15 protein-coding genes and 1 pseudogene are annotated in these 24,697 nt (G+C 41.8%); 8 read left to right on the forward strand and 8 right to left on the reverse strand.

Annotated elements, in window-relative coordinates:
* Positions 1-148: 148 nt before the first annotated feature.
* Together psaB and psaA are read right to left on the reverse strand one after the other, a co-directional pair.
* Positions 149-2,374, reverse strand: coding sequence for a photosystem I core protein PsaB (gene psaB / locus ACE1CI_RS07065; RefSeq protein ID WP_413261732.1), 2,226 nt, complete (start codon positions 2,372-2,374; stop codon positions 149-151).
* A gap of 129 nt (positions 2,375-2,503) precedes the next feature.
* Complete coding sequence (gene psaA, locus ACE1CI_RS07070) at positions 2,504-4,759, reverse strand: photosystem I core protein PsaA (RefSeq protein WP_413261698.1); 2,256 nt, start codon at positions 4,757-4,759, stop codon at positions 2,504-2,506.
* 626 nt (positions 4,760-5,385) lie between these two features.
* On the opposite strand from psaA, the gene ACE1CI_RS07075 reads away from it, so the two are divergent.
* Entirely contained in the window at positions 5,386-7,059 is a 1,674-nt protein-coding gene (locus ACE1CI_RS07075; protein WP_496615600.1) for a hypothetical protein, read from the forward strand.
* A gap of 330 nt (positions 7,060-7,389) precedes the next feature.
* Positions 7,390-8,916 carry a thioredoxin-like domain-containing protein gene (locus ACE1CI_RS07080; protein WP_413261697.1) on the forward strand — a complete coding sequence of 509 codons (1,527 nt, stop codon included), beginning with the start codon at positions 7,390-7,392 and terminating at the stop codon, positions 8,914-8,916.
* 54 nt (positions 8,917-8,970) lie between these two features.
* On the opposite strand, the gene ACE1CI_RS07085 is transcribed toward ACE1CI_RS07080, so the two are convergent.
* Together ACE1CI_RS07085 and ACE1CI_RS07090 are read right to left on the reverse strand one after the other, a co-directional pair.
* Positions 8,971-9,738 (reverse strand): circadian clock KaiB family protein, encoded by a 768-nt coding sequence (locus ACE1CI_RS07085; protein WP_459563987.1) that lies wholly within the window; start codon positions 9,736-9,738, stop codon positions 8,971-8,973.
* Between the two features lie 79 nt (positions 9,739-9,817).
* A pseudogene (locus ACE1CI_RS07090) lies at positions 9,818-11,082 on the reverse strand (type IV pilus twitching motility protein PilT).
* A gap of 943 nt (positions 11,083-12,025) precedes the next feature.
* Between ACE1CI_RS07090 and ACE1CI_RS07095 the strand changes: the two are divergent.
* Both ACE1CI_RS07095 and wecB read left to right on the forward strand, forming a co-directional pair.
* Positions 12,026-12,406 (forward strand): hypothetical protein, encoded by a 381-nt coding sequence (locus tag ACE1CI_RS07095; protein ID WP_413261695.1) that lies wholly within the window; start codon positions 12,026-12,028, stop codon positions 12,404-12,406.
* Positions 12,407-12,616: 210 nt separating this feature from the next.
* Positions 12,617-13,750 (forward strand): non-hydrolyzing UDP-N-acetylglucosamine 2-epimerase, encoded by a 1,134-nt coding sequence (wecB, locus tag ACE1CI_RS07100; RefSeq protein WP_413261694.1) that lies wholly within the window; start codon positions 12,617-12,619, stop codon positions 13,748-13,750.
* Positions 13,751-13,768: 18 nt separating this feature from the next.
* Here wecB and ACE1CI_RS07105 read toward each other — a convergent pair whose 3' ends face one another.
* The 4 genes from ACE1CI_RS07105 to ACE1CI_RS07120 form a co-directional block, all read right to left on the reverse strand.
* Positions 13,769-15,505 carry a pentapeptide repeat-containing protein gene (locus ACE1CI_RS07105; protein WP_496615294.1) on the reverse strand — a complete coding sequence of 579 codons (1,737 nt, stop codon included), beginning with the start codon at positions 15,503-15,505 and terminating at the stop codon, positions 13,769-13,771.
* A 282-nt stretch (positions 15,506-15,787) separates the two neighbouring features.
* A complete protein-coding gene (locus ACE1CI_RS07110) occupies positions 15,788-17,299 on the reverse strand; it encodes a hypothetical protein (RefSeq protein WP_413261692.1) in 1,512 nt (503 codons plus the stop codon).
* Between the two features lie 141 nt (positions 17,300-17,440).
* Positions 17,441-18,238, reverse strand: a complete 798-nt coding sequence (locus ACE1CI_RS07115) for a TIGR03943 family putative permease subunit (protein ID WP_413261691.1) — start codon at positions 18,236-18,238, stop codon at positions 17,441-17,443.
* A 77-nt stretch (positions 18,239-18,315) separates the two neighbouring features.
* The gene (locus ACE1CI_RS07120) at positions 18,316-19,356 is read right to left on the reverse strand and encodes a permease (protein WP_496615295.1); all 1,041 of its coding nucleotides are present in this window, start codon (positions 19,354-19,356) and stop codon (positions 18,316-18,318) included.
* Between the two features lie 360 nt (positions 19,357-19,716).
* Here ACE1CI_RS07120 and ACE1CI_RS07125 point away from each other — a divergent pair, with 360 nt between their 5' ends.
* The 4 genes from ACE1CI_RS07125 to ACE1CI_RS07140 all read left to right on the forward strand — a co-directional run bounded on the left by ACE1CI_RS07125 (position 19,717) and on the right by ACE1CI_RS07140 (position 24,554).
* Positions 19,717-20,193 carry a hypothetical protein gene (locus ACE1CI_RS07125; RefSeq protein WP_413261689.1) on the forward strand — a complete coding sequence of 159 codons (477 nt, stop codon included), beginning with the start codon at positions 19,717-19,719 and terminating at the stop codon, positions 20,191-20,193.
* Positions 20,194-20,377: 184 nt separating this feature from the next.
* On the forward strand, positions 20,378-21,376 hold the full coding sequence (locus ACE1CI_RS07130; RefSeq protein WP_413261688.1) for a diguanylate cyclase domain-containing protein: 999 nt from the start codon (positions 20,378-20,380) through the stop codon (positions 21,374-21,376).
* A 292-nt stretch (positions 21,377-21,668) separates the two neighbouring features.
* Positions 21,669-23,015, forward strand: a complete 1,347-nt coding sequence (locus ACE1CI_RS07135; RefSeq protein ID WP_413261687.1) for an ATP-binding protein — start codon at positions 21,669-21,671, stop codon at positions 23,013-23,015.
* Between the two features lie 138 nt (positions 23,016-23,153).
* Positions 23,154-24,554, forward strand: a complete 1,401-nt coding sequence (locus tag ACE1CI_RS07140; RefSeq protein WP_413261686.1) for an ATP-binding protein — start codon at positions 23,154-23,156, stop codon at positions 24,552-24,554.
* Positions 24,555-24,697 lie beyond the last annotated feature (143 nt).

Consider the following 24,697-nt stretch of genomic DNA (forward strand, 5'->3'; position numbering starts at 1 on the left):
CTGTGTCCAATCTGTGGTAAAAAAATCCCAAATTTTCAACTTTTACCAAAAGTCTTTTTACCAAAAGTCTATTAATCAAAAATCCCCCACCCAAAGGGCAGGGGATTTATTAATTACCTAACTACGAGGCTATTTCAGTTAACTCTCATCAACCGAACTTACCAGCAGTAGAGGCAATTACGAAAGCTGCGTAGGTGAGGACATAACCCACAGCGAAGTGAGCTAAACCAACCAAACGAGCTTGAACGATCGACAGAGCAACTGGCTTGTCTTTCCAACGAACTAAGTTCGCTAGAGGAGTACGCTCGTGTGCCCAAACTAGGGTTTCGATCAACTCTTGCCAGTAACCGCGCCAGCTAATCAGGAACATGAAGCCAGTAGCCCAAACTAGGTGTCCGAAGAGGAACATCCAAGACCAGACTGCCAGGTTGTTCATGCCGTAGGGGTTATACCCGTTGATCAACTGAGCAGAGTATAGCCAGAGGTAATCACGTAACCAGCCCATGAGGTATGTAGAAGACTCATTGAACTGAGCTACGTTGCCTTGCCAAATACCCAGATGCTTCCAGTGCCAGTAGAAAGTTACCCAACCAATGGTGTTCAGCATCCAGAACATAGCGAGGTAGAAAGAGTCCCAAGCAGAGATGTCGCAAGTACCACCACGACCAGGGCCATCGCAAGGGAAGGCATAGCCGAAGTCTTTCTTGTCGGGCATCAGCTTAGAGCCGCGTGCATCCAACGCACCTTTAACCAAGATTAAGGTGGTGGTGTGCAAGCCGAGTGCGATCGCATGGTGAACCAAGAAATCGCCAGGGCCAATTGTTAGGAATAGAGAGTTGGTGCCAGCGTTGATTGCATCCAACCAGCCAGGTAACCAAACGTTGGCGTGGTTAGGCCAAGCGGTAGAAGCAATGCTATCTGGGTTGGACAGCAAGGTGTGCATACCGTAGAGCACCTTACCGTTAGCAGACTGAACGAACTGAGCGAATACAGGTTCGATCAAGATTTGCTTTTCAGGAGTTCCGAAGGCAACTACCACGTCGTTGTGGACATACAAGCCCAGCGTGTGGAAGCCCAGGAAGAGAGATACCCAACTCAGGTGGGAGATGATCGCTTCTTTGTGTTGCAGTACGCGATCGAGTACGTTGCCTTTGTTTTGCTCAGGGTCATAGTCCCGCACCCAGAAGATTGCTCCGTGGGCGAAAGCACCGACCATGATAAACCCGGCAATGTATTGGTGGTGGGTGTACAGCGCTGCTTGGGTTGTGTAGTCCTGCGCTATGAAAGCGTAGGGAGGCATCGAGTACATATGTTGAGCCACCAAGGAGGTAATTACACCCAAGCAAGCTAGGTGCCAACCCAACTGGAAGTGCAAGGAGTTGTTGTAGGTGTCATAAATGCCTTGGTGAGGCATATTGAACGGCCCTTCAACTTTGGTGCCAAAGAAATCCTTGGCATTCATCATTTCCTTGATACTGTGACCAATTCCGAAGTTCGTCCGGTACATATGACCTGCGACGATAAACAGAACTGCGATCGCCAAATGGTGATGTGCAATATCTGTCAACCACAGAGATTGAGTCTGAGGATGGAAACCACCCAAGAAGGTCAAAATAGCGCTACCTGAACCTGTAGCTGTACCAAATACATGACCAGCAGTATCGGGGTTTGCCGCGTAAACTCCCCAATTTCCAGTGAAAAAGGGTAGTAGACCAGCTGGGTGAGGCTTGATACTCAGGAAATTATCCCAACCTACGTGCTGTCCGCGAGCTTCGGGGATGGCAACGTGGATCAAGTGACCTGCCCAAGCCAGAGAGCTCACACCGAACAGACCAGCCAAGTGGTGGTTCAGACGAGATTCAGCGTTTTTGAACCAAGACAAGCTGGGGCGGAACTTAGGCTGTAAGTGCAACCAACCTGCGAACAAGAAGATTGCTGAGAGTACTAGCAGGAACAACGCACCTTGGTACAAGTCATTGTTTGACCGCATCCCGATGGTGTACCACCAGTGGTATAGACCGGAGTAGGTGATATTCACTGGATAGTTAGCACCAGCTTGGGTGAAAGCTTCAACTGCTGGTTTACCGAATTGGGGGTCCCAAATCGCGTGAGCAATGGGACGGATATTTAATGGATCTTTTATCCACTGTTCAAAATTGCCTTGCCACGCAACGTGGAACAGGTTACCGGAGGTCCACAAGAAAATGATCGCGATGTGACCGAAGTGGGAGGCGAAGATCTTTTGATAAAGATTTTCCTCCGTCATGCCATCATGGCTTTCAAAGTCGTGGGCTGTAGCAATCCCGTACCAAATCCGACGAGTAGTCGGGTCTTGAGCAAGGTCTTGGCTAAATTTGGGGAATTTTGTTGCCATAAGCCTTGATGAATGCTGGATCTTGCTTAAATCATCAACGACGTACTGAGCTTCTGGGTTCTGAATTCTGAAATTTTGAGGAAAGTGCAAAACTTGGTAACTCAAAACCCAGAAGCTTTTTCCGTGCTCTTATCCTAAAGACAGCGAGCGAGCTAGGAAGAATGCCCAAGTAGTGACAATTCCTCCTAAGAGGTAGTGAGCCACCCCTACTGCGCGACCCTGAATAATACTCAGAGCGCGAGGCTGAATCGAAGGAGCCACTTTTAGTTTATTGTGAGCCCAAACTATCGATTCGATCAACTCTTGCCAGTAACCACGACCACTGAATAAGAACATTAGGCTGAATGCCCAAACGAAGTGAGCGCCTAAGAACAGTAAACCGTAAGCTGACAGAGCAGAGCCGTAGGAGTTAATCACTTGTGAGGCTTGCGCCCACAAGAAATCGCGCAACCAACCGTTGATTGTAATCGCGCTTTGAGCAAAGTTACCACCTGTGATGTGAGAAACTGTGCCATCTGGGTCTACAGTACCCCAAACATCTGATTGCATTTTCCAGCTGAAGTGGAAGATGACAACCGAGATGCAGTTATACATCCAGAACAGTCCTAAGAATACGTGGTCCCAACCAGATACTTGGCAGGTGCCGCCGCGACCTGGACCGTCGCAGGGGAAACGGAAGCCCAAGTTTGCTTTGTCTGGAATCAGACGAGAGCTACGAGCGAATAGTACGCCCTTGAGCAGGATCAGCACGGTGACGTGGATGGTAAACGCATGGATATGGTGTACCAAGAAGTCTGCCGTACCCAAAGCAATTGGCATCATTGCCACTTTGCCACCTACGGCAACGACATCGCCGCCGAAGGCATAGCTAGCAGGTTGTAAAGCGTTAGGAGCAGTACCACCTGGAGCCAAAGTGTGGATATTTTGTACCCACTGAGCGAATACTGGTTGTAGTTGAATGCCAGTATCAGAGAAGGTGTCTTGGGGACGACCAAACGCACGCATGGTGTCGTTGTGGACGTACAAACCAAAGCTATGGAAGCCCAAGAACATACATACCCAGTTTAAGTGGGAAATAATTGCGTCCCGATGACGGATTACGCGATCGAGCAAGTTGTTCTGATTCACAACTGGATCGTAGTCCCGCACCATGAAGATAGCGCCGTGTGCAGCACCACCCACGATTAAGAAGCCGCCAATCCACATATGGTGAGTGAAGATTGACAACTGCGTTGCATAGTCCGTTGCCAAGTAAGGATACGGTGGCATCGAATACATATGCTGGGCGACGATGATGGACAGCGAACCCATCATGGCTAAGTTAATTGCCAGTTGTGCGTGCCAGGAAGTTGTGAGAATTTCATACAGTCCCTTGTGACCTTCGCCAGTGAAGGGGCCTTTGTGGTTCTCTAAAATTTCCTTCATGCTGTGACCAATGCCCCAGTTTGTCCGGTACATATGGCCTGCAATGATGAACAGAACTGCGATCGCTAAGTGGTGATGTGCTGAGTCAGACAACCACAAGCCGCCTGTTACGGGGTTCAGACCACCTTTAAATGTCAGGAAGTCGGAATAAACTCCCCAGTTCAAGGTAAAGAATGGAGCCAAACCTTGGGCAAAGCTTGGATACAACTCTGTCATCAAATCCTTGTTCAGGATGAACTCATGAGGCAAGGGAATATCTTTTGGTGCTACCCCAGCATCTAAGAGTTTGTTGATTGGCAGAGAAACGTGGATTTGGTGTCCAGCCCAACCCAAAGAGCCGCAACCCAGCAACACTGACAGGTGGTGGTTCATCATCGACTCCGCATTCTGGAACCATTCCAGTTTGGGAGCGCGTTTGTGATAGTGGAACCAGCCAGCAAACAGCATCAAAGCTGCCATTACTAGCCCACCAATCGCGGTGCAGTATAGCTGGAAGCTATTGGTAAAGCCAGCAGCCCGCCAGATATAGAAGAATCCAGAGGTAATCTGAATCCCGTGGAAACCACCGCCTACATCGGCATTTAAAATTTCCTGACCTACGATCGGCCAAACCACCTGAGCACTGGGTTTAATGCCAGTGGGGTTGGCTAACCAAGCTTCGTAGTTGGAGAATTTAGCGCCATGAAAATACATGCCGCTTAACCAGACAAAAATAACTGCCAAGTGACCGAAGTGAGCGCTGAAGATCTTCCGAGATACATCTTCTAGGTCACTGGTATGACTATCGAAGTCGTGGGCGTTAGCGTGTAGGTTCCAAATCCAGGTTGTGGTTTTGGGCCCTTTGGATAAGGTGCGATCGAAATGTCCAGGCTGAGACCACTTCTCAAACGAAGTAGGCACCGGATCATTATCAACTACCACCCTTACCTTTGCCTCTCGCTCTGGAGGACTTATCGTCATGAAGACTCTCCTCTCTCTTTAACTAAGGCACGAGGTTTACCCCGTTGGAATTTATCTTGAGGTTTTGTTAGGTGTCGTGCTACCCTCCCTCACCCTGAAAGGGTTTCGTTCGGGCTTCTCGCTTCTTTGTCCCGGCGCACCGTCGGACTCCACGAGCTTTAACCACGAATTGCACTTCCGCAGTTTTCTCACCTCTAGACTAAAGTATTTTCCAATTTTTTCGGAAATTACCTAGACTTTCGGTTTCTCCAGGCCACCCCTGCTGTAGGAAAGATTTTACCAAATCAGTACTTTTAGCTTGTAGCTCGTCTGTGTTTGGTAGGGGGTAGTTCCTTTTGATGAATTATAGGACTAGGTTCCTATTCTTTCTAAAACTAGTTAACAATAATTCAAATATCCTGGAGCATAGACACTTACTAGCTTTTACCCTATAACTCTTGGTAAAAAAGTCAAGGGGTGTTGCGATTTAGTTTACAAAACTCAAAGATTAGCAAAGTTTAACTATTAGGTTAATCAGTGATTAATACCTAAACCGTAAGGCACTGAGCCGTTTTGGGCTATAGTCTCAAATGAATAGCTTACTGAGAAGTCTATTATTGGTTGTTTAGGAGTATTAAAAGGTGTATATGCAAAAATGGCGACAAGGAAAGGCAAAACAGCTATTAAGTTTCTTATTGGCAGCATTGGTAATTCTTAGTTTAGTAAGTTGTGCCAATGGAGCCTCTACAAAACAAAATGAGAAAAATAGATCTGAGTCTGGGTTAAGCATAGAAAAAAACATTGTAGAAGTTTCCCCTCCGCAAACTATTCAAGAACTGCGACAAGGATTAGAAAGTTACCAACCCAAAGTCAGCATACTTAGTCCGCAATCCGACGAAATTTTACAAGACAACAACGTGAGAGTAAAATTTCAGGTGGCAGATTTACCCATATTCAAAAATTCTGAACTAGGATTAGGGCCACACCTGCACGTTTTTTTAGACAACCAACCTTATCAAGCAGTTTATGACCCTAACCAACCTTTAGTTTTTTCCGACGTAGCCCCAGGTACTCACACCATCAGGGTTTTCGCCTCTCGTCCTTGGCATGAAAGCTTTAAAAACGAGGGTGCATACGCCCAAACTACCTTCCATGTTTTTACCAAAACCGAGGAAAATAACCCGAATGCTACCCAACCCCTGTTAACGTACAGCCGTCCTCAAGCTAGCTACGGTGCGGAACCTATCATGCTGGACTTTTACCTCACCAATGCGCCCTTACATTCAATAGCACAAAAAAATCCTGATGATGAAATTGCTGATTGGAAAATTCGCTGCACGGTCAATGGTAAAAGCTTCATCATTGATAAATGGCAACCAATTTATCTCGAAGGCTTTAAACCGGGGAAAAATTGGATCAAATTAGAATTGCTAGACGAACAGGGCAAGCCATTAGAAAATGTGTATAACAGTACAGTGCGGGTGTTGAGTTATGAACCGAATGGCGCAGATACTCTATCAAAATTGGTACGAGGTGAACTTTCAGTTGCCGATGCTCGTGGGATAGTTGATCGCAATTACATTCCAAAACCACCAGAACCGGAAACCATACCAACCCCTGAACCAGAAGTTACACCAACACCAGAAACTAAAGCAGAAGTTCCGGTAGTTGAAGAAACACAACCACCAGCAGAAGTTACCAAAGCCGAAGAAACACCAGTTATTGAAGAAGTAGAACCAGAAACTGTACCGGAAGTAACAGAAACACCAACCCCGGAACCGGAAGTCACACCAGTTCCAGAAACTAAAGCACAAGCCGAAGTAGAACCAGAAGTTGTACCGGAAGTAACAGAAACACCAACTCCTGAACCGGAAGTCACACCAGTTCCAGAAACTAAAGCACAAGCCGAAGTAGAACCAGAAGTTGTACCGGAAGTCACGGAAACCCCCACCCCGGAACCGATAATTAAGGAAGTATCAGCACCTTCAGAAGAAACAACAGAGGAACCCAAGGTTGAAGCTACACCTATTTGGGAAGAGAAAAGTCCAGCAGAAATAACTGAGACACAACCCATTAGCAAACCAAAAAGGTTGAATTTTAGAAAGCTGTTGGAACGCTTCGAGTTACCTGGTGGTGGCAAAAAGGTGAAATCTCCACCCAGTTTGCCAATTATTACCGTAGAAACGCCAGTTCTGGAATTAGAATCACCACTACAATCGGAAGAAACTTCTGCAACTGCGGGGGAAACAGAGGTGGAACAGACAAGTTCTGAGGTTAATGCTTCTGAAACAGCAGTACAAACAAGTGTTCCTGTGGAATAGTTAGTTACTGAAGCAACATTTTTTGCCTACCAAGCTGGGAAGACAGTAGAGACGTTGTATACACAGTAGAGACGTTGTATACAACGTCTCTACAGAAAACCGAATAATTTTCAGTCACATTCCGAGTACGAAACTCTAAAAGAATATGCAAAAAGCACAGACACAACGGTATCAGAGGTAGTCCGCGACTGGATTAAAAAGATCAAGAAAAAGCCGTACTTCTAGGACGGGGCTTGTATCCCATTATTTTCGGTCAGATTGAGTGATAGGCTTAAGAATGGAGTAACTTGGATGCGATCGCGCTTACAAAACTTTACATAAGGAGAAACTATGGCACCTCGCGTCAGAGCGCCAGAATTACCCCAAAACTTTACTTGGCTAAATACCGATCGACCCTTATCCTTAAAGGAATTAAAAGGGCGAATAGTAATTCTAGACTTTTGGACTTATTGCTGCATTAACTGCCTGCACGTCCTACCCGAATTAAAATATTTAGAGCAGAAATACAAAGACACTCTTACCGTTATCGGCGTTCACTCCGCCAAATTCGACAACGAACAAGAGATCGAAAATATTCGTCAAGCGATTCTGCGTTACGACATCGAACATCCAGTAATAGTAGATCAAAACTTTGAAATTTGGCAACAATATGCCGTGCGTGCTTGGCCTACTTTAGTGATCATCGATCCCGAAACTTATTGTATAAGTAGTGTATCTGGAGAAGGCCACCGCGACGCTTTAGACGAATTAATTTCCCAAATGATTCAAGCATATCAAGAAAAGGGAAGCCTCAACTTTCAAGAGTTCTCAGTAAATTTAGAAAAACAAAAACACCCCTTAACCACACCATTAGCCTTTCCCGGAAAAGTACTAGCTGACGGAGAAGGAAATCGACTATTTATTGCTGATACAGGACATCATCGCATTATTATTAGTACCTTAGAAGGGGAACTATTACACATAATTGGTAATGGTAAATCTGGTTTAACTGATGGTGATTTTACCCAAGCACAATTTTTTGCCCCCCAAGGCATGGCATTAGATGAAGAACAACAACTTCTCTACATTGCTGACACAGAAAACCATACTTTACGGCAAGTAGACCTAAAAAATCAACAAGTAAAAACCATAGCCGGAACAGGCGAACAAGGTCATTATATCAGTCCTCAGAGTGGTCAAGCTTTAGAAACTGCCCTTAATTCCCCTTGGGATTTAGAAAAAATCGGTAATAGCTTATATATTGCTATGGCAGGGCCACACCAAATCTGGGAAATGGAACTAGAAACAGGTCTAATTCGCACTTATGCTGGTACAGGTGGAGAAGGTTGCGTTGATGGTTCTCTAAGTAACTCAGCTTTTGCCCAACCTAGTGGAATCACAACTGACAAGAGAGAATTGTATATTGCTGATAGCGAAATTAGTTCAATTCGGGCAGTTGGTTTAGCTGATTTAGACGAAGTACGGACAGTCTGTGGTAGTGGAGAATTATTTGGATTTGGGGATGTTGATGGTATTGGTTCCGAAGTCAGATTACAACATTGTTTGGGAGTAAAATATATCCCAGATTATCTTTGGATAGCCGATACTTACAATCATAAAATTAAGCGCGTAGACCCTCACACAGGTAAATGTCAAACTATGTTAGGAGATGGAGTTGCCGGACATCAAGATGGTCAAGGAAAAAACACCAGGTTTTTTGAGCCAAGTGGTTTAAGTGCAGCAGGTTTTCTCCTATTTATTGCCGATACAAACAATCATGTAATACGGCGGGTAGAACTAGATACATTGAAAGTAACTACTATGGAATTTCCCAATTTATGTTCCCCCGATCTGTGCATCCCCAAAACAATCATTTAGGTTCGTTGTAACGACTGAAGTCTTAAGCACTGAAGTGCTTACAACGAACTATTTTTAAACATCTGGAGGTAACAACAAGCGTAAAATTTTATTCATATCTTCTATTTCACCAACAATTCTTTTAATAGGTTTAGGCCATACTTTTACCAAAGTCGGGGTAGCAGAAACTTGGTCTGCTTCTGCTTGTTCTGGATGTTTAAAAACATCAATTACTTTTAATGTATAGGGACAATTAAGAGATTCTTCTAACAATTTATATAAATTTTGCAGAATCCTTTCTGTGGCTACACTGTAATTTGACACAAACAAACGCAACACATAACCTTGAGATTCTGGAGGTAAAAGATGAGAGTCATCGGGTTTTTGCTGAAAATAATTAATTAAACCATTCCTTTCAAACCGCACTACTAAGTCATTTTCTTCCCAAAGTTGAGGAAATTGTTCCCGATAAGTACCCAAAACAATTGAGTCACAAAGACCTTCTTGCCAAGGTGCAAGTTGCCAAACTAAATTATCAATGCCAAAGACTGCATTTAGTAATGCTTGATGTCGCATTACTAAAGGGTAAGCTTCGGCAGAAATGCGTAATTTTTGACTGCGCGGGTCTAACCATTTATCAATAGTAGCGGTGTAGCAAGGTACTAAAAAATGTGGAGGTTCTGATAGTCCCAGCATTTCTTGTAACCCGGCACATAAATCTAAATGCCATCGACCTTGTTTATTTGGGTCAATGCAATAAATGAGATCTCCACCTGGAGTAAACAGTGCAATGCCTTTAAAAAGTTCGGGTAACTGGGGATGATTTTGGTTCAAGGCAAAAATTCAAAAAGGATGGAAGGAGAAAGGCGAAAGGCAAAAGAATAGATAATTTATCATTCCTTTTGCCTTTCTAATTTTAGTGTTAAACACGACCTCGGAGGAATTGAGCCATTTCGTTAGGTGTGGGTGATTTTTCCAAAGCTTCTTCTTCAGTAATTCGACCTTCTTGATACAAAGCTAAGAGTGCTTGGTTCATAGTTTGCATTCCGTCGAATTTGGACTTCAGCATGATGCCACTAATTTCTTCGTATTTACCTTGGACAATGTACTCTTTAATAGCCTCGGTATTGATGAGGATATCGTGATAGGCAGCACGTTTGCCGTCTGTGGTTTTGCACAATCCTTGAGCGATAATTGCGACTAGGGATTCTGCGATCGCAACTTTCATTGAGGGTTGTTCTTCTGCGGAGTATAGGTTAAGAATCCGCTCAATTGTTTTCACCGCGCTATTTGTGTGCAGGGTACCTGCGACTAAGTGACCTGTTTGGGCAGCTTTGAGAGCGGTGTTCACAGTTTCTTTGTCCCGCATTTCACCGACTAGAATCAAGTCTGGGTCTTCCCGCAAAGCTGCTTTCAAGGCGTTGTCAAATTTACGGGTATGTTGTCCGACTTCGCGGTGTTTAATCAAAGACATTCGACTGGTATGCACAAATTCGATCGGGTCTTCGATCGTGATAATGTGCTTAGCCATATTCTTGTTAATGTAATCGATCATCGCTGCCATCGTGGTGGATTTACCCGATCCAGTTGGCCCTGTCACCAAGATCAAACCTTTGTGGTAATGGCAGATATCTTTAAACACTGGAGGCAAATTTAACTGCTCCATTGACAAGATATTGTTGGGAATTAAGCGCATTACCAAGGTTCCGGGCCTTTCATTGAGCCGAAAACGTTGATCCGGGCGCGGGAGAACTCGTACTGAGTTACGCCGTCAAAATCCAGATGTTCTTCAAATTTCTGAATTTCCTCGTCTGTCATCACCTCTTGTAACCAACTCATAAAGGTGGGGTAATCAGTTTCGGGGTAATCCGTAGCGTTGATGTCGCCCCGCTTACGGAAACGGGGCTTTTCTCCCACACCAGCGTGAATATCGGAAATCCCGTTGTCAAAGGCGTTTTTCACTATTTCTGCTAGGGTGGGTTGTCCAGGTGAAGGGCCAAAACCATTGCCAGAAGATGCAACTGAAGCCAGTTGTGCTGGTGCAGTTGGTGGTGCTGATGGGGGAGGAGTTTGCTGTGTTCTTGGTGGTGCTGAGGGTGGTGCTGAGGGTGGTGCTGAGGGTGGTGCTGAAGGTGGTGCGGTGCGTGGTGCTGAAGATAGCGGTTGTGTAGCAGCGGTATCTGGCATTCCCGCCATTGGTTGTGTTGCACCTGCACCCTGAGTCCGCGCCACTTGCTGTGTTGCTCCGTTACCCTGAGTCCGCGCCACTGTCTGTGTTGCCCCTGGGTTTGGGGTGCGCGGAGGTACACCTGGGTTGGTTGGTGGTACTCCGGGTGGTCTGGCACCGGGAGGCAAGGGCATGGTTTCATCTGTATACCGCTGGGCTGCTCCGGGAGTTGCTTGTGCGGGTGGCATTCTCCTGGCAGCGGGCGGCATTCCTCCGGGAGGAAGGGGGCGAGAACCGGGTGGAGGAGGCGTTTGTGGGCGGTTTGAATCTGTCATAAGTCTGTTGGATTTATGAGAATAGGAAACTTTGGTCTTGGGATAGAGCCGACAGCCCATATCTCTTCTATATGAAGTTTTCCCAAAAATTTCTGTTGAGCAACATTAATTTTTAAATTTTAGGTAAAGTTGGCCGATCGTTTGTTGCTCAGGTAAGGGAACGGGGAACGGGGACGCTCCTGACGCTCCTGATGCGGTGAAAGAAGGATTCTCAAGAGTCCTCTTGTCTGCTCTGCTCTCTGTTGCGGCTTGGGTTGGTTGTTGTAATTTTCATAAACAAATTATGAGAACAACTGTCACCAAGTATAAGAAATGTTAAGTAAATAGTTTGCCAATGATTGCTGGATGGCGGGGGAAATAAATTTAAGGCAGGGTCTATCTGTAGAGAGATGCCACACAGAAGCGGTACTTTTAAATTTAATGGTTTATCAGCATCTTAATCTGAAAATTTCTGACGGTTTTGCAGGAACATAAATGTCAACTGGTGAATGTAAAGTTTGTTGAACGATCGCTCATCTTCATCAAAACTTTAATATATACTTAGAACCACCTGGTAAAGAAGCTGGGATGCACAGTACGAGATTTTAGCCAAGTCCAATAATTTGAGATTACTCAAGGAGAGATGGGTATGGTTTTAGCAAAAAGCCTCAACTCAACCAAGTCTTATTCATTTGGCACAATTAAAAGTTTTCTGATTTGGACGTTTACGTTATCGGTTTGCTTGTTGGTAGTAGGTTTCCCGATCGTGATGTTGATGGTGGTTGTGGGATCGGTGTTGTCGATCGCTCTGCAATCAATCATGCCAGTTAGTGCGGTATTGTTAGTTGCTGGCGGTTTAATTGGTTTGAATGTGTTAACAATTATTGCTGGCGCAGCGATGCTTTCTTTTAAAGGAGTGAATCCTCAAGAAGTATCTTGGTTAAATTGGTTGCGTGGAGATGAAAACCCAAGTCATAGTTCTGTGTATGCAGCTTGTCCTTTGACTTGTGATGTTGATTCTTCCATCTAAGGACCCTAGCTAGCCGTTTCTGATAACGGTTCTAAGGCCCGGTAGCAGCCGGGTTTTTTCATGGGAAATTTTAGGCAGAAGGCAGAGGGCAGAAGGCAGAAGGCAGAAGATGAAGGGATAGGGTAATTAATAATTTCAAGAGTTAGTTTGGTAGTTGTTATAAGATATTACATCGGGTAATTTACCCGATGTAATTAACTTGTGATTTTTATGCCTGAATCTGTCTACAAAGTCTGTATTATTTTGGGAACGCGACCAGAAGCGATTAAATTAGCTCCGGTTATTCAACAGTTTAAGCGATCGCCTGCTTTTGAAACACAAGTGGTGTTAACAGGTCAGCATCGAGAGATGGTGGCACAAGTGATGGAGTTGTTTAAAATTGATGCCGATCGCGATTTAGCGATTATGCAACATCAGCAAACGCTGACGGATATTACTTGTCGTAGTTTGTCAGGGTTGGAAAGTTTATTTGCTGAAGTACAGCCTGATTTGGCGATCGTTCAAGGAGATACTACCACTGCTTTTGCTGCTGCATTAGCGGCATTTTACCAAAAGATTCCTGTTGGTCATGTGGAAGCGGGATTGAGAACGGATGACTTATTTAATCCCTATCCAGAAGAAGCGAATCGAAGGTTAATTTCCCAAATTACGCAATTACATTTTGCGCCGACTGCTTTAGCTGTAGAAAATTTGCAGCGATCGGGAGTTGTAGGAGAAATTCACCAAACTGGGAATACGGTAATTGATGCGTTATTAACTGTAGCGAAGCAAAATCCTACTTGTAATATTCCGAATTTAGATTGGCAGAAATATCGGACTTTATTAGCCACAGTTCATCGGCGGGAAAATTGGGGTGAACCTTTAAAAGATATTGCTCAAGGTTTCTTGTTAATTTTAGAGAAGTTTCCTGACACAGCTTTATTATTACCTTTACATCGTAATCCGACTGTTCGAGAACCGTTAAAAGAAATTTTGGGGAATCATCCGCGAGTTTTCTTGACAGAACCTTTGGATTATACAGAATTAGTGGCAGCGATTCAGGGTTGTTATTTGTTATTAACTGATTCTGGTGGACTTCAGGAAGAAGCGCCGAGTTTGGGGAAACCTGTTTTAGTTTTACGAGAGACTACAGAACGTCCAGAGGCGATCGCCGCCCGAACAGCTAAGTTAGTTGGTACTAATCCCTTACGGCTCTTTTCTACTACTACTGAATTATTGTGTAATCGGGAGTCATACCAAGCAATGGCAACAGCTGTTAATCCTTTTGGTGATGGTCATGCAGCCGAACGGATTTTACAGATAGTTGAAAAGTATTGTCAAACAATTTCAAGACTAAAGTCTTGACAACGAACCTAATTAAATTTATTGGGATTCTTGCCAGAGGATGGCGATCGCCGATCTGATGGCGGAACCTATTGGAGAAAGCCGAATTGGTGGTGCAGCGCTTTTTTCCCACTGTATGAGTTGTTTTTGAAAGGGTTGATCTTGTTTGGCGCGACGCAGGATTGCTTGACCAATAATTTTGTTGGTAATTTCTTCGGTGGAAATGCCTTTTACATTAAGAAAATTCAGTAACCTTTGGATACTTTCTACTAATTTTTCTGGTGGTTGAGACATAATAATTATTTCAATTTGCTGGACTACTTCCCGGTACAAATTAAGATTTTCTTCGTTCATTGGTTCTGGGGGTGGTGTTGTTACTATTGGAGGTTTTGTTGTTACAATATTCTGATTCTTGTCTTCTATTATATTTAGTAACTTGAGGATTTTCTGGCGTTTTACTTGAAGTTTTTGAAACATATTTAAGTAAATATCTGCCCAACGCGATCGCAAGCTTTTGCTATTTACGGGGCGATTGCAACTAATTTTTAATAGATAACCGCCTGATACTGATTCAAAAGATTTAATTGTGAGTTTTAGGTTAGGGAAATCTTGTTCAAGTTTAACTATTGAAAAAATTAAGGCTTCCCAAGATGGTGCTTCTTTAAAGTTAATTTTGATGTAGGAATTATCTTCACGATATTGCTGTGCTAACTCTCCGAGTTTTAAATTGCGCCCGATGGGATAGCGATCGATTGGGCTTTTAGTAGCATAATTAAACCCAGTATAAACATATTCACAATCAATTTGGGAAAGATCCACATCTTCTAGTTGCCAATTATAAATACAACAGCCTGTCATTTGCGATCGATCCAATTTTACCCGAATCAAACTGCTTTCCAAGAACAAAGCCTCTGTTAAATCAGTTTCACTCAAAGTTGTATCACACAAATAAGCACCACTGAGATCGGCTCTTTTTAAGTTAGAACCGCGAAAATTTGCTTCACTTAAATCAGCGCGTAACATTAACACATTTTCCAGAATAGCCCTTAATAAATAAGCTTTTCTAAAACTAGTTTTTAATAGATAGGAACCAGCTAAATTAGCCCGACTTAAATCTGCACTATTCAAACAAGCATCACTCAAATCTGCACCAGTCAGAATTACCCGATGTAAATCTGCTTCGCTCAAATCTGCACCCCGCAAACAAACGCCATTTAAGTTGGCTTCAGTTAAATTACTCCCAATTAAAGTTGCATCTCGTAAGTCGGCTAATTCTAAATTGGCTTCCCGCAAATTAGCCCCATTTAAGTTAGCATTAATTAACTGCGATCTTCGCAAGTTTGCTTCCATTAATTCGGCTTGGATTAATTGCGCTTGAATTAACTTTGCTTGTTCCAAATTACTTTGATCTAGTTTCGCGCCTTGGAGATTGGCGCTAGTGAGATCGGTTTGTTCTAAGACTGCCCAATTTAAATCAGAATTTGACAAATTAGCGAAATGCAAATCTGCTTTAGTTAAGTTTACACCACTTAAAATTGCTTGACTGAGATTAGCACTAGTAAAAGTAACATGGCGGAGATCTGCTTGGCGAAGACAAGCGTTAGCTAATTGAGCACGATTAAAAAATGACCAGCTGAGATTAGCACCTGTGAGATTAGCGCCAGTGAGGTTGATGTCAGTTAAGTTGATACCTGTAAGAATAGCTCTACTTAAATCGACACCAGCAAAATCGCGTTCTCCCTGTTTATAGCGAGTGAGAAATTCCTGTATTTCCATTGCTTCCCTTGAAAAAGAAAAGTTTCTAGCTTTGATTATTTAGTTCTCAGAGGGAAATTTTTGCTGAAATCTAAAAATGCCAAACCAAAAACTTTCCTGATACCGTAGGTCAACTTTAGTCTACCCGTACTCCTGAGTTTTATTGATGTAGGGTGTTATACCTAATTTTAGAGAATGAGGGAACAGGCAACAGGGAACAAATATTTGTTACCCTTACCCGATGATAGTTGGTAGCTCTATCAATCATTTGGCTAAAGGATGTTAGGGAAAAGATTTTTTTAATCAAGGTAGCCAAACAGGACGAACTCCTGTGATTGGGAGTTCTTCTGGTTGGGGAATTGTTGATGCGTCGGTGGTATTAATTGCAGAAATCGGTAGTAACCATAAACGACTAGTAATAATTGCGGCGTTATCATCTGTTCGCACTGCGTCAGAGATTCCGGCTGCGGGTTGAGGTGAGATTAATGGTTGATCGAATAGTAATGCTATACCGTCAGGAGATAAATTTATTTGCACTTGTCGCTGGTTAGGGGAGAATTCTAAGAGTTTTTTAGTTTCTCCGGTTTTGAGGTTGATAGCGACAATATATGGTTGTTCTTGATATTGTTCGCTGGTGACAAGTTTAGTCAATAGACAATAAAGAGTTTCGCCTGTGGGGTCGAATTGAGCATTGAGTATGGAACCATTAATGCGTTGTAATTCTTTTTCTGTACCTTGAGTGTTGACGAGAAATAGCGATCGCGTAAAGTCCTGGTTAAATTTTACTGTTGCTGCGGCTAAACCATCTCTAGAAAAGGCTAAAATTGAGCCATATTTGGGCAGAAAATCTAATGGTTGAGCTTGGGAACCTGTTAAGGGAACGATCGCTAATCCTTGTCCTTGAGTAACAGCTAAAGCTTTGCTATCTGGGGTAATTAAAAATTCGCCTCCTGGTTGTCCTGGTAAAGGTTTTGGTGCAGAATTAGGTTGTAAAGTCCAAATACCAAAATCGCCGGGGTTGCGCCGACTTACCAGTTGCATAACGATTGTTTCCCCATCAGGAGATAAGTCGAATTTCAAGATTTGATAATCTTTATTGTCTAAAACTAACTTTAATTTTCCGGCTGGTTCTTTAGAGACTGGTTCTGGCTCTGGTGAATTAGTATGAATACCAGTTGTAACTTCATAAAGTTTTTGTTGTAGAGTTCCTTGACGTTGGGAGTTGCGATCGTTGGCGAGAAATAATATGCGATCGCCTTCGGGATAGGGTTTAAAGTCTGATACTACTAAATCTGGTGGTGTTAAGACTATTGGTTTAGGATCGGGAGAACTGAGATTAACTAACATTAATTGCCCGGAATTTTGTCCTTCTACACCTATATAGGCAAAGGCGCGATCGCGGGTGCGAAATTTCGCATTAAATGGTTGTAAAATTGCTCCGGCTTTTCCCGATTTAGCATATTTATCAGTAGCGTTTTGTAAATTGAGTTGATACTCTGTCCCATAAGGTGCCGGGGAAATTACAGTGTAAACTAATCTGCGTCCTGCCCAACTAAATTTTCCTGGTAAAGGTGGATTAATGTGTAAATTTGTTTCTACGCTGACGCGATCCATTGGACGAGTAAAGGTAATCACAAAACGATCGTGTTCTACACCAATTTGTTTATCTTGCCAGGTGAAACTTCGCACGCGAGGTACAGAGTGATCGCCTTGAAATAGGAGAATGAATATTGCTATAGTCAGTCCCGCGATCAGTGTAATGGCGATGCGATCGAGGGATTGAATAGATTTGATTTTGATCGTTCGATTGATCATTGGTAATTGGTTATAGAGGACGACGCAAGAGGGCAGAAGACGGAAAGTTCCAAGACTCCAAGGCAAGAAAGCCAACACTAAGCTTTTTCTACAGTGGTCGAATTTATAGTTTTTTCAGCGACGTTGCACTAATTTTTTCGTCTAATAATCGTAAGGATTTTTCGGTTCAGGAATAGGAGTTAGGGAGTTAGCATTGATAACCAACTGACGTTTACCTGATAGAGTTTCTGTAATCATTTCTCCTTGGACATTTAACCAGGTATCTGGAGCAAAAGTGCTGCGGGATGAGGTAAGTTTAACTGGTAAACCTACGGGATAGGCATCGGCGGCACAGCAAGTAATTATAAACCGAGATATTAGCAGATAATTATCTGGAAGTTGTGGGGGATGAATGACAAATCCTTCTACTTTTACTTTTTGTCCGGTATAAGCGTCTGGTTCGGGATAAACATTTAAGGTTCTTACCCAATCTATTAAAGTACGTTGTTCGGGACTTTTGGCGGTTTTAAATTCTCTAGGTTGAGCGCGAGTCATTAACAAAGTGTCAGTAACTCCTCGTTGTAAGGCAATTTGGCTAGTAAATATCCGGGGGGAAATTAAAAATCCTAACATTGCCGCTGCGATCAAGATGATACTACTTACACCAGGGGCAAATAGGGTGATATGCTGCTCTGATTGTGGGGGAATAAAATTTTTCCGATAGGGTCTTTGTTTCAGATATGGCTTGAGCATTAGCCATGCTTTCCAGCCACCGATCGTCAATAACCCAAAGCCACCGAAAATTACTAACCAAAAATAATCGGGGTGAATTAGTAAACCGAGTTGGTCTGTGAGCCAATATTTTAACAGCAAAATGCCCCAAGCGATAATGGCGATTACATCTAGCCAGGGTACAAGAGATTGATTGATTTTCTGTTTTTTGTTGAATGTGGAAGTCATCGGGGAACAGCTGATAGTTAGTAGGACGAAATGAGTAGGTGATTGAGATAGATGCTCCTTAAATTAAGTATGAGTTTTTAGTAAATCATTTGATAAATTAAGGTGAACAGAAATGTCAGTTGCGCTGCTAAAGCAAAGATATAAATTACGGCTCTCGACTTAAAGATTGACAACATTAAGCCAATGGATTTGAGGTCAATCATCGGGCCAAAAACTAAAAATCCTAATAGGGAAGCGGGGGTGAATGCTGAGGCGAAGGAGAGGGCGAAAAATGAGTCTACTGTGGAGCATATAGAGACGACTGCGGCTAATACCATCATGGCAACGATGGAAGTAATTGGCCCTTGTCCTAAGCTGAGGATGAGTTCGCGGGGGGCTGTAACTTGAATGATGGCTGCGATCGCACTTCCCACAATTAAAACTGCCCCAAGTTCGCGCAATTCTTGGACGCTATTATCTAAAAACAAACCTAGCCGATATTTCACCGATTTAAAAGATTTCGTAGTACCGACAGCAGCGGTCATGGGGAGGGTGGCGGCATCCATCCGAATAGTTTGACCTGAACCGGAAAGTAAGAAGGTTCCTGACTGCAATAAAGCTGGGACAGGTTCTTCCTGCCCAGACTCTGACCAATAACCACGAGGTTTTTTGGTTGGGGTAGGCATGGAGTTGGCGATCGATGTTTGTAGTAGAGGTCGCAAGTCGGTTTGGGCGCTAAATACCCAGCCAATAATAGTGGCAATGGTAAGGGAAAGGATGACGCGCAGGACGACGATTTCTGGTTGATCGCGGAAAGCTGTCCAAGTTGCCCAAATCACAATGGGGTTAACAGTAGGTGCTGCTAGCAAAAAGCCGATCGCTACTGGTGCCGATACTCCTTGGGTGATTAACCTTCTGGCTACGGGTACGTTACCACACTCACAAACTGGAAACAGGAAACCGATTAAACTGCCAACGAAAGCACCTAATAGGGGGTTCCGAGGTAAAGCATTTGCCAGTTTGCGTTCGTCAACAAACAGCAGTAGCAAACCGGAGAACAACACTCCTAGTAGTAAGAAGGGTAGGGCTTCTACTAGCAAGCTGAGAAATAGGGTAAAAGCATTGTGCAATTGATTCATTGGGTTCCAGGCGGAGGGCGTTGTTTACCAGTGGAGTTTGTCAAGATATTTTAACTAATCCAGTCTTAGTCTCAAAACGGTATATCTGCTGACAACGGCAATATAGTAGGAAATAGAAATTCCTGCAAGGAGAGAGGATTGATTAAAGGCGTTTCCAGGCTGAAGATGAGCATGGTGGTTTTCGGTTTGTGATTGGTTTAAGTGTAAATCTTCACCCTTACGAGGGATCTATTTCTCTGTCATAGGGTAGATAGTACTTTTAGACGTGACTGTTGTCACAAAAATATATTGACGCTGGTCACTAGAAATTATTACCTTAGTTTGTGTAAGTATCTGAAAAATTTTTACATTCAGAATATTATGGCGCAATTAGCTGAACTGAATCGCAGGTCTTCAAGGCTGATTGAACTCAGTTTCGATCAATTAAAGCTATTTGAGCCTGTCATGGCTCAATATAAGCACTTGGGGGTGGAATTTCAAGGGGCGATCGCCTTAAAACCGTCTAATCCAGAATTTTTTCCCCTGTCTGAGGGTGTGGTACTGATGCCCCAGGGAAATAAAATGCTCATAACTACCTATTTCAAAAATCCCGTTGCTTTAGTTCGGGCTTTAGTATGTGGTAGTGGTTCGATCGTTTTAACTACTTATGACTCTGATGATAACTTACTCGATCGGATCAGTAAGCCAGCTGATGTTCCGCTAATGGTGTCATCTACTACACAAACAAAAATTCGCTCTACCTGGTTAAAATCAAAGCAAAGAGGCATTACTAGAGTGGAGATACACTCTTGTACTCCATTTACTTTGTCAGATTTTTGCTTTCTGGGGATAGCTTAAACGGGTATTGGTTGATTCAATGGGTGCTTCTACTAAATTATTAATTTGTTAAATTAGTCAATTACTTAGGTATCAATCTCTAGAAAAAATTCTCCCCAAAGCATTCTCAGAACTAATGGCAAGGTAATCGTAAAGCTAGTAAATCAGCCTTTTTTACTAACTAATCACTTTTTCCCTATCTGAGATGCAACCTTTAATTTTAGAATCTACTTTGCAAGACCTAAATCTATATGATTTCACTGTAGAAAGTAGTACTTTAAGCAGTACAGTAACCAAAGCTTTTGAAACTAATTATTTACTACCTGGTGTAATTATCACTGAACAAGGTCAACTTTGGGGGATGATTTCGCGTCGGGAATTTTTAGAACGAATGAGTCGCCCTTATGGTTTAGAATTATTCTGGCGACGACCAGTTACAAGTTTATATACTTTATCTAAACAAGAACCTTTGATTTTACCGAGCGATACTCTAATTGTGGCAGCGGCGAAGCAGTCTTTGTGGCGATCGCCAGAATTAGTTTATGAACCAGTTATCGTAGAGATAAAACCGAAGGAATATCGACTGTTAGATGTACATCAATTATTGGTAGCACAATCAGAGATTCATGAATTAGCTAATTTACTAATTAACGAACTTTACCAAAAACTAGAAACAGCTAATCAAGAATTACAGCAATTAGCAACTGTTGATAGTCTAACTAATTTGGCTAATCGCAGGCAATTCGATCGATATTTATCCCAACAATGGCAACAAATGCGACGGCAGATAGAGTGGCTATCGCTGATTATTATAGATGTGGATTATTTTAAACTTTACAATGATAGTTATGGACATTTGGCGGGTGATTTTTGTTTACAACAGGTAGCCAAGACAATCAAAAGTAGCGTGCAGCGTGCTACTGATTTAGTAGCAAGATATGGCGGAGAAGAGTTTGCTGTGATTTTACCTGCAACTTCTGCTGAAGGTGCGCTTCATTTGGCAGAAAAAATAATTAGGAATGTGAGAAAGTTAGAAATTGTCCATGAAAAATCTGCTGTTTCATCTTTTGTAAGTGTTAGTTTAGGTGTGGCTAGTGTAATTCCTGAAAAAGAAATGACTCCAGCTAGTTTGATTGCTTTAGCAGATGCGGCACTTTACGCAGCGAAGTCTTCGGGGCGCGATCGCTATATCTTACACTCATGAACTACCCGCCGCTCAACGTTAGTAGCGGCGGGTATGGAGTCTTTTCTCACTAAGAGAATAGAAAATAAATTTATAATAAATTTATTTTTTTTAGGTATTTTTTACAATTTTATATATACAACCAAATAATATAACTTTACTTTAAATTTGGGTTAAGAAAAGTTTGTCTGGAATTTAAATTTAAGTTTGCATAAAATTTAACAAGTCAATTATCTATTTATTAGCTGAAGGTGCTAAATTAGATCCAATATATGATGACAATTTTTAGGTAAACCAATTAACAGATTTGCTCATGTTTACATTAGAACATTTAGCCGACAAATTACCAAATTTATCATTACCAGGAATGGAGAAATTGTCTTTAGATTCTACTCTCCAAGAGTTATCGTTATATGATTTTACTATCCAAAGCAGTCAACCAGGAAAAGATGTAGCAAAAGCTTTAGAGGAAAATCCGTTACTACCTGGAGTTATTGTCTTAGAAAAAGGTCAGCTTTTAGGGATGATTTCCCGACGCAAGTTTTTAGAATGTATGAGCCGACCTTATGGGCTAGAAATATTTATGAAAAGACCGATTAAATCTTTATATTCATTAGTTCCTACCGATGCTTTAGTTATTCCTTGTAATACCTTAATTGTGGAGTCAGCTAAACGGTGTTTGCAGCGTTCCCCAGAGTTAGTTGATGAACCAATAGTAGTAGAAATTGAGCCGCAAGTTTACTGTTTGTTGGATATTCATCAATTACTCGTTGCTCAATCGCACATTCATGAACTAGCAACTAATTTAATCAATGAACAAACTAAGTCGCAAATGTTGCAAACAGAAAAAATGGCAAGTTTGGGGCAAATGGTAGCGGGAGTTGCTCATGAAATTTTAAACCCTGTTAATTTTATTGCGGGAAATTTAGAATATTTAGCCAATTACAGTCAAGATTTAATTGAATTGATTGCCGCTTATGAAACAGAAGTTAATCCTATGCCTGAAACTGTGAGAAACTTACGGGAAGAAATAGAACTTGATTTTTTAAAAGATGATATAAAGCAAATTGTTAATAGTATGCAATTGGGTACAGAAAGATTAGTGAAAATAGTTAATAGTTTGCGAAACTTTTCTCATATCGGGGATGGACAACAAAAAGCTATAGATATACATGAATGCTTAGAAAGTACGTTTTTAATATTACAGAATAGGATTAAGTACAGCATTAAATTAGTTAAAAATTACGGCGAATTACCGCCTGTTAGTTGTTATTCTGGGCAGTTAAGTCAAGTATTTGTCAATATTATTAACAATGCTGTTGATGCGTTAATGGAAAAGGTGTCTATTGCTCCTAAGACTTGGCAAGCACAGATTACTATTAGTACAGAAGTTGTGGAAGCGGAAGGTAAATCGTGGGTACTAGTTCGCATTAGTGATAATGGCCCAGGTATTCCTTGGGAAATTCAGGGGCGAATTTTTGAAACTTTTTTTACTACTAAGCCAGTAGGTAAAGGCACTGGGTTAGGATTGGCTATTAGCCATCAAATTATTACAGAAAACCATAGTGGTAAGTTGAATGTGCGATCGCAAAGTAACAAATTAGAAGATTTTTCTGGCAGTATTAATACTGAGTTCGAGATTATGCTGCCATTAGCTTGAGAAAGCAGGCGAGAGCTAGCAAAACAAATATTTTAAAACTCAATAATTTATCGGTAGCTAAAATAGGTGAAAGTGGTAGGCTATTGGCTGGACTAGTGATAGCTTGTCATTAGAGTTATTTAACTTTCATTAGAGATTGTGTCAAAAGAATTTATTTCGTCTCCTTATTTGTCGGAAGGAGACAATCAGGATCTCTCTATTGACTCCACCTTGGGGGTACTACCTTTATACTCATTTGCAGCAGATGTCAACTGCCATTGTGCTGAGGTTGTAGAAATTTTTGAGAAACACAGCAAACTACCGGGAGTTATTTTATTAGATCGAGGTAAGTTTGTGGGCATGATTTCACGGTTGCGTCTGCTAGAAACTTTAGTTTTATCAGATAAACAAGACTTGTTTCTCAAAAAAACACTACAATTTCTTTATAACTACGCTCGTACTGATGTTTTAATTCTGACTGAGACTACGCCAATTTTAGCAGCTGCACAAATGGCACTGCGGCGATCGTCAGAACTTTTGGGAGAACCGATCGTTGTGCAATCAGAAACACAAAAGCATCAATTATTAGATATTCATGAGTTAAACATTGCTCATTGGCAAATTCGGGGAATTGAAACTCAAGTACGCTACGAAAGGACACAGGTGCAATTAATTCAAAGTGAAAAAATGGCTAATTTAGGACGTTTGGTGGATGGAGTAGCTCACGAAATTTTAGATCCGGTAGGTTTTATTTGGGGAAATTTAAGCCATATTTCAACTTATACCGAAAGTTTATTGAATTTAATTGCTGGGTATGAAAGGTCTTTTAACGAAGAAACAGAAGAAATTCAGGAATTAAAAGAAAAGATAGAATTTGACTTCTTAAAACAAGACTTGCCTAGAGCAATTAAAAGTGTCAAAGGTGGTGCAGAGCGATTAAAAAAGTTAGTCAGTAGTTTACAAAACTTTTGTCATATTGATGAAGTTTATCCTAAACCAGCTGATTTACACGCTATGTTAGATAGTATAGTTTTATTGTTACAAAGTCGCTTGAAGAGTGAAATTGAAATTGTTAAACAATATGGTGATTTACCGCCAATAAGTTGTTTTGCCGGACAATTAAATCAAGTATTTATGAATATTCTTAGTAATGCTGTGGATAATTTATTAAATCAAGCAGCTTACCAAGATTTTACAAAAGAATTGCGTGGTGATAGACAAAAATTTTTCACGCACAAACCCTGTATTTTAATTAAAACTACAGTTTTTTCTCCTCAAGCAGCATCTAATTCTGAATCTTTAGCATCGCGTTGGATTTCAATTATTATTGCAGATAATGGCCCTAGTTTATCGCCTAAAGCACTGAAGCAAATTTTAGATTCTTTTTCTGTGGAGAAACGGGCGGAAAAGGAAACTAGCTTAGCAGTTAGTTATCAAATTATTACTGCTAAACATGGGGGGAATTTGTTGGTGCGTTCGCTAGACAGGGAAAATAATTTAAGCTCAGAACTATTTTCTACTATGGGCAGAGAGTTTGAAATTCTCTTGCCGCTAGTCTAAAGTTATCAACTTTAATATGTCAAGTTTAAACAAAGTTAAGAGGAATATTACAATCAATAACGGCAAATAGTTTGTGCTGAGTTTGAGTGAATACAATAAATATCTAAACATTTTTATTAAAAATCATTAAATATTAAGCATTG

Source organism: Floridaenema flaviceps BLCC-F50, assembly GCF_041929275.2.
Lineage (GTDB): Bacteria > Cyanobacteriota > Cyanobacteriia > Cyanobacteriales > Aerosakkonemataceae > Floridanema > Floridanema flaviceps.

Excerpts from the sequence above, each read along its gene's own strand:
- ACE1CI_RS07130 (WP_413261688.1), top strand. The coding sequence starts at position 20,378 with ATGCAACCTTTAATTTTAGAATCTACTTTGCAAGACCTAAATCTATAT.
- ACE1CI_RS07075 (WP_496615600.1), top strand. The coding sequence starts at position 5,386 with ATGCAAAAATGGCGACAAGGAAAGGCAAAACAGCTATTAAGTTTCTTA.
- psaA (WP_413261698.1), bottom strand. The coding sequence starts at position 4,759 with ATGACGATAAGTCCTCCAGAGCGAGAGGCAAAGGTAAGGGTGGTAGTT.
- ACE1CI_RS07115 (WP_413261691.1), bottom strand. The coding sequence starts at position 18,238 with ATGACTTCCACATTCAACAAAAAACAGAAAATCAATCAATCTCTTGTA.
- ACE1CI_RS07120 (WP_496615295.1), bottom strand. The coding sequence starts at position 19,356 with ATGAATCAATTGCACAATGCTTTTACCCTATTTCTCAGCTTGCTAGTA.
- ACE1CI_RS07095 (WP_413261695.1), top strand. The coding sequence starts at position 12,026 with ATGGTTTTAGCAAAAAGCCTCAACTCAACCAAGTCTTATTCATTTGGC.
- ACE1CI_RS07105 (WP_496615294.1), bottom strand. The coding sequence starts at position 15,505 with ATGGAAATACAGGAATTTCTCACTCGCTATAAACAGGGAGAACGCGAT.
- ACE1CI_RS07135 (WP_413261687.1), top strand. The coding sequence starts at position 21,669 with ATGTTTACATTAGAACATTTAGCCGACAAATTACCAAATTTATCATTA.
- ACE1CI_RS07110 (WP_413261692.1), bottom strand. The coding sequence starts at position 17,299 with ATGATCAATCGAACGATCAAAATCAAATCTATTCAATCCCTCGATCGC.
- wecB (WP_413261694.1), top strand. The coding sequence starts at position 12,617 with ATGCCTGAATCTGTCTACAAAGTCTGTATTATTTTGGGAACGCGACCA.
- psaB (WP_413261732.1), bottom strand. The coding sequence starts at position 2,374 with ATGGCAACAAAATTCCCCAAATTTAGCCAAGACCTTGCTCAAGACCCG.
- ACE1CI_RS07080 (WP_413261697.1), top strand. The coding sequence starts at position 7,390 with ATGGCACCTCGCGTCAGAGCGCCAGAATTACCCCAAAACTTTACTTGG.
- ACE1CI_RS07125 (WP_413261689.1), top strand. The coding sequence starts at position 19,717 with ATGGCGCAATTAGCTGAACTGAATCGCAGGTCTTCAAGGCTGATTGAA.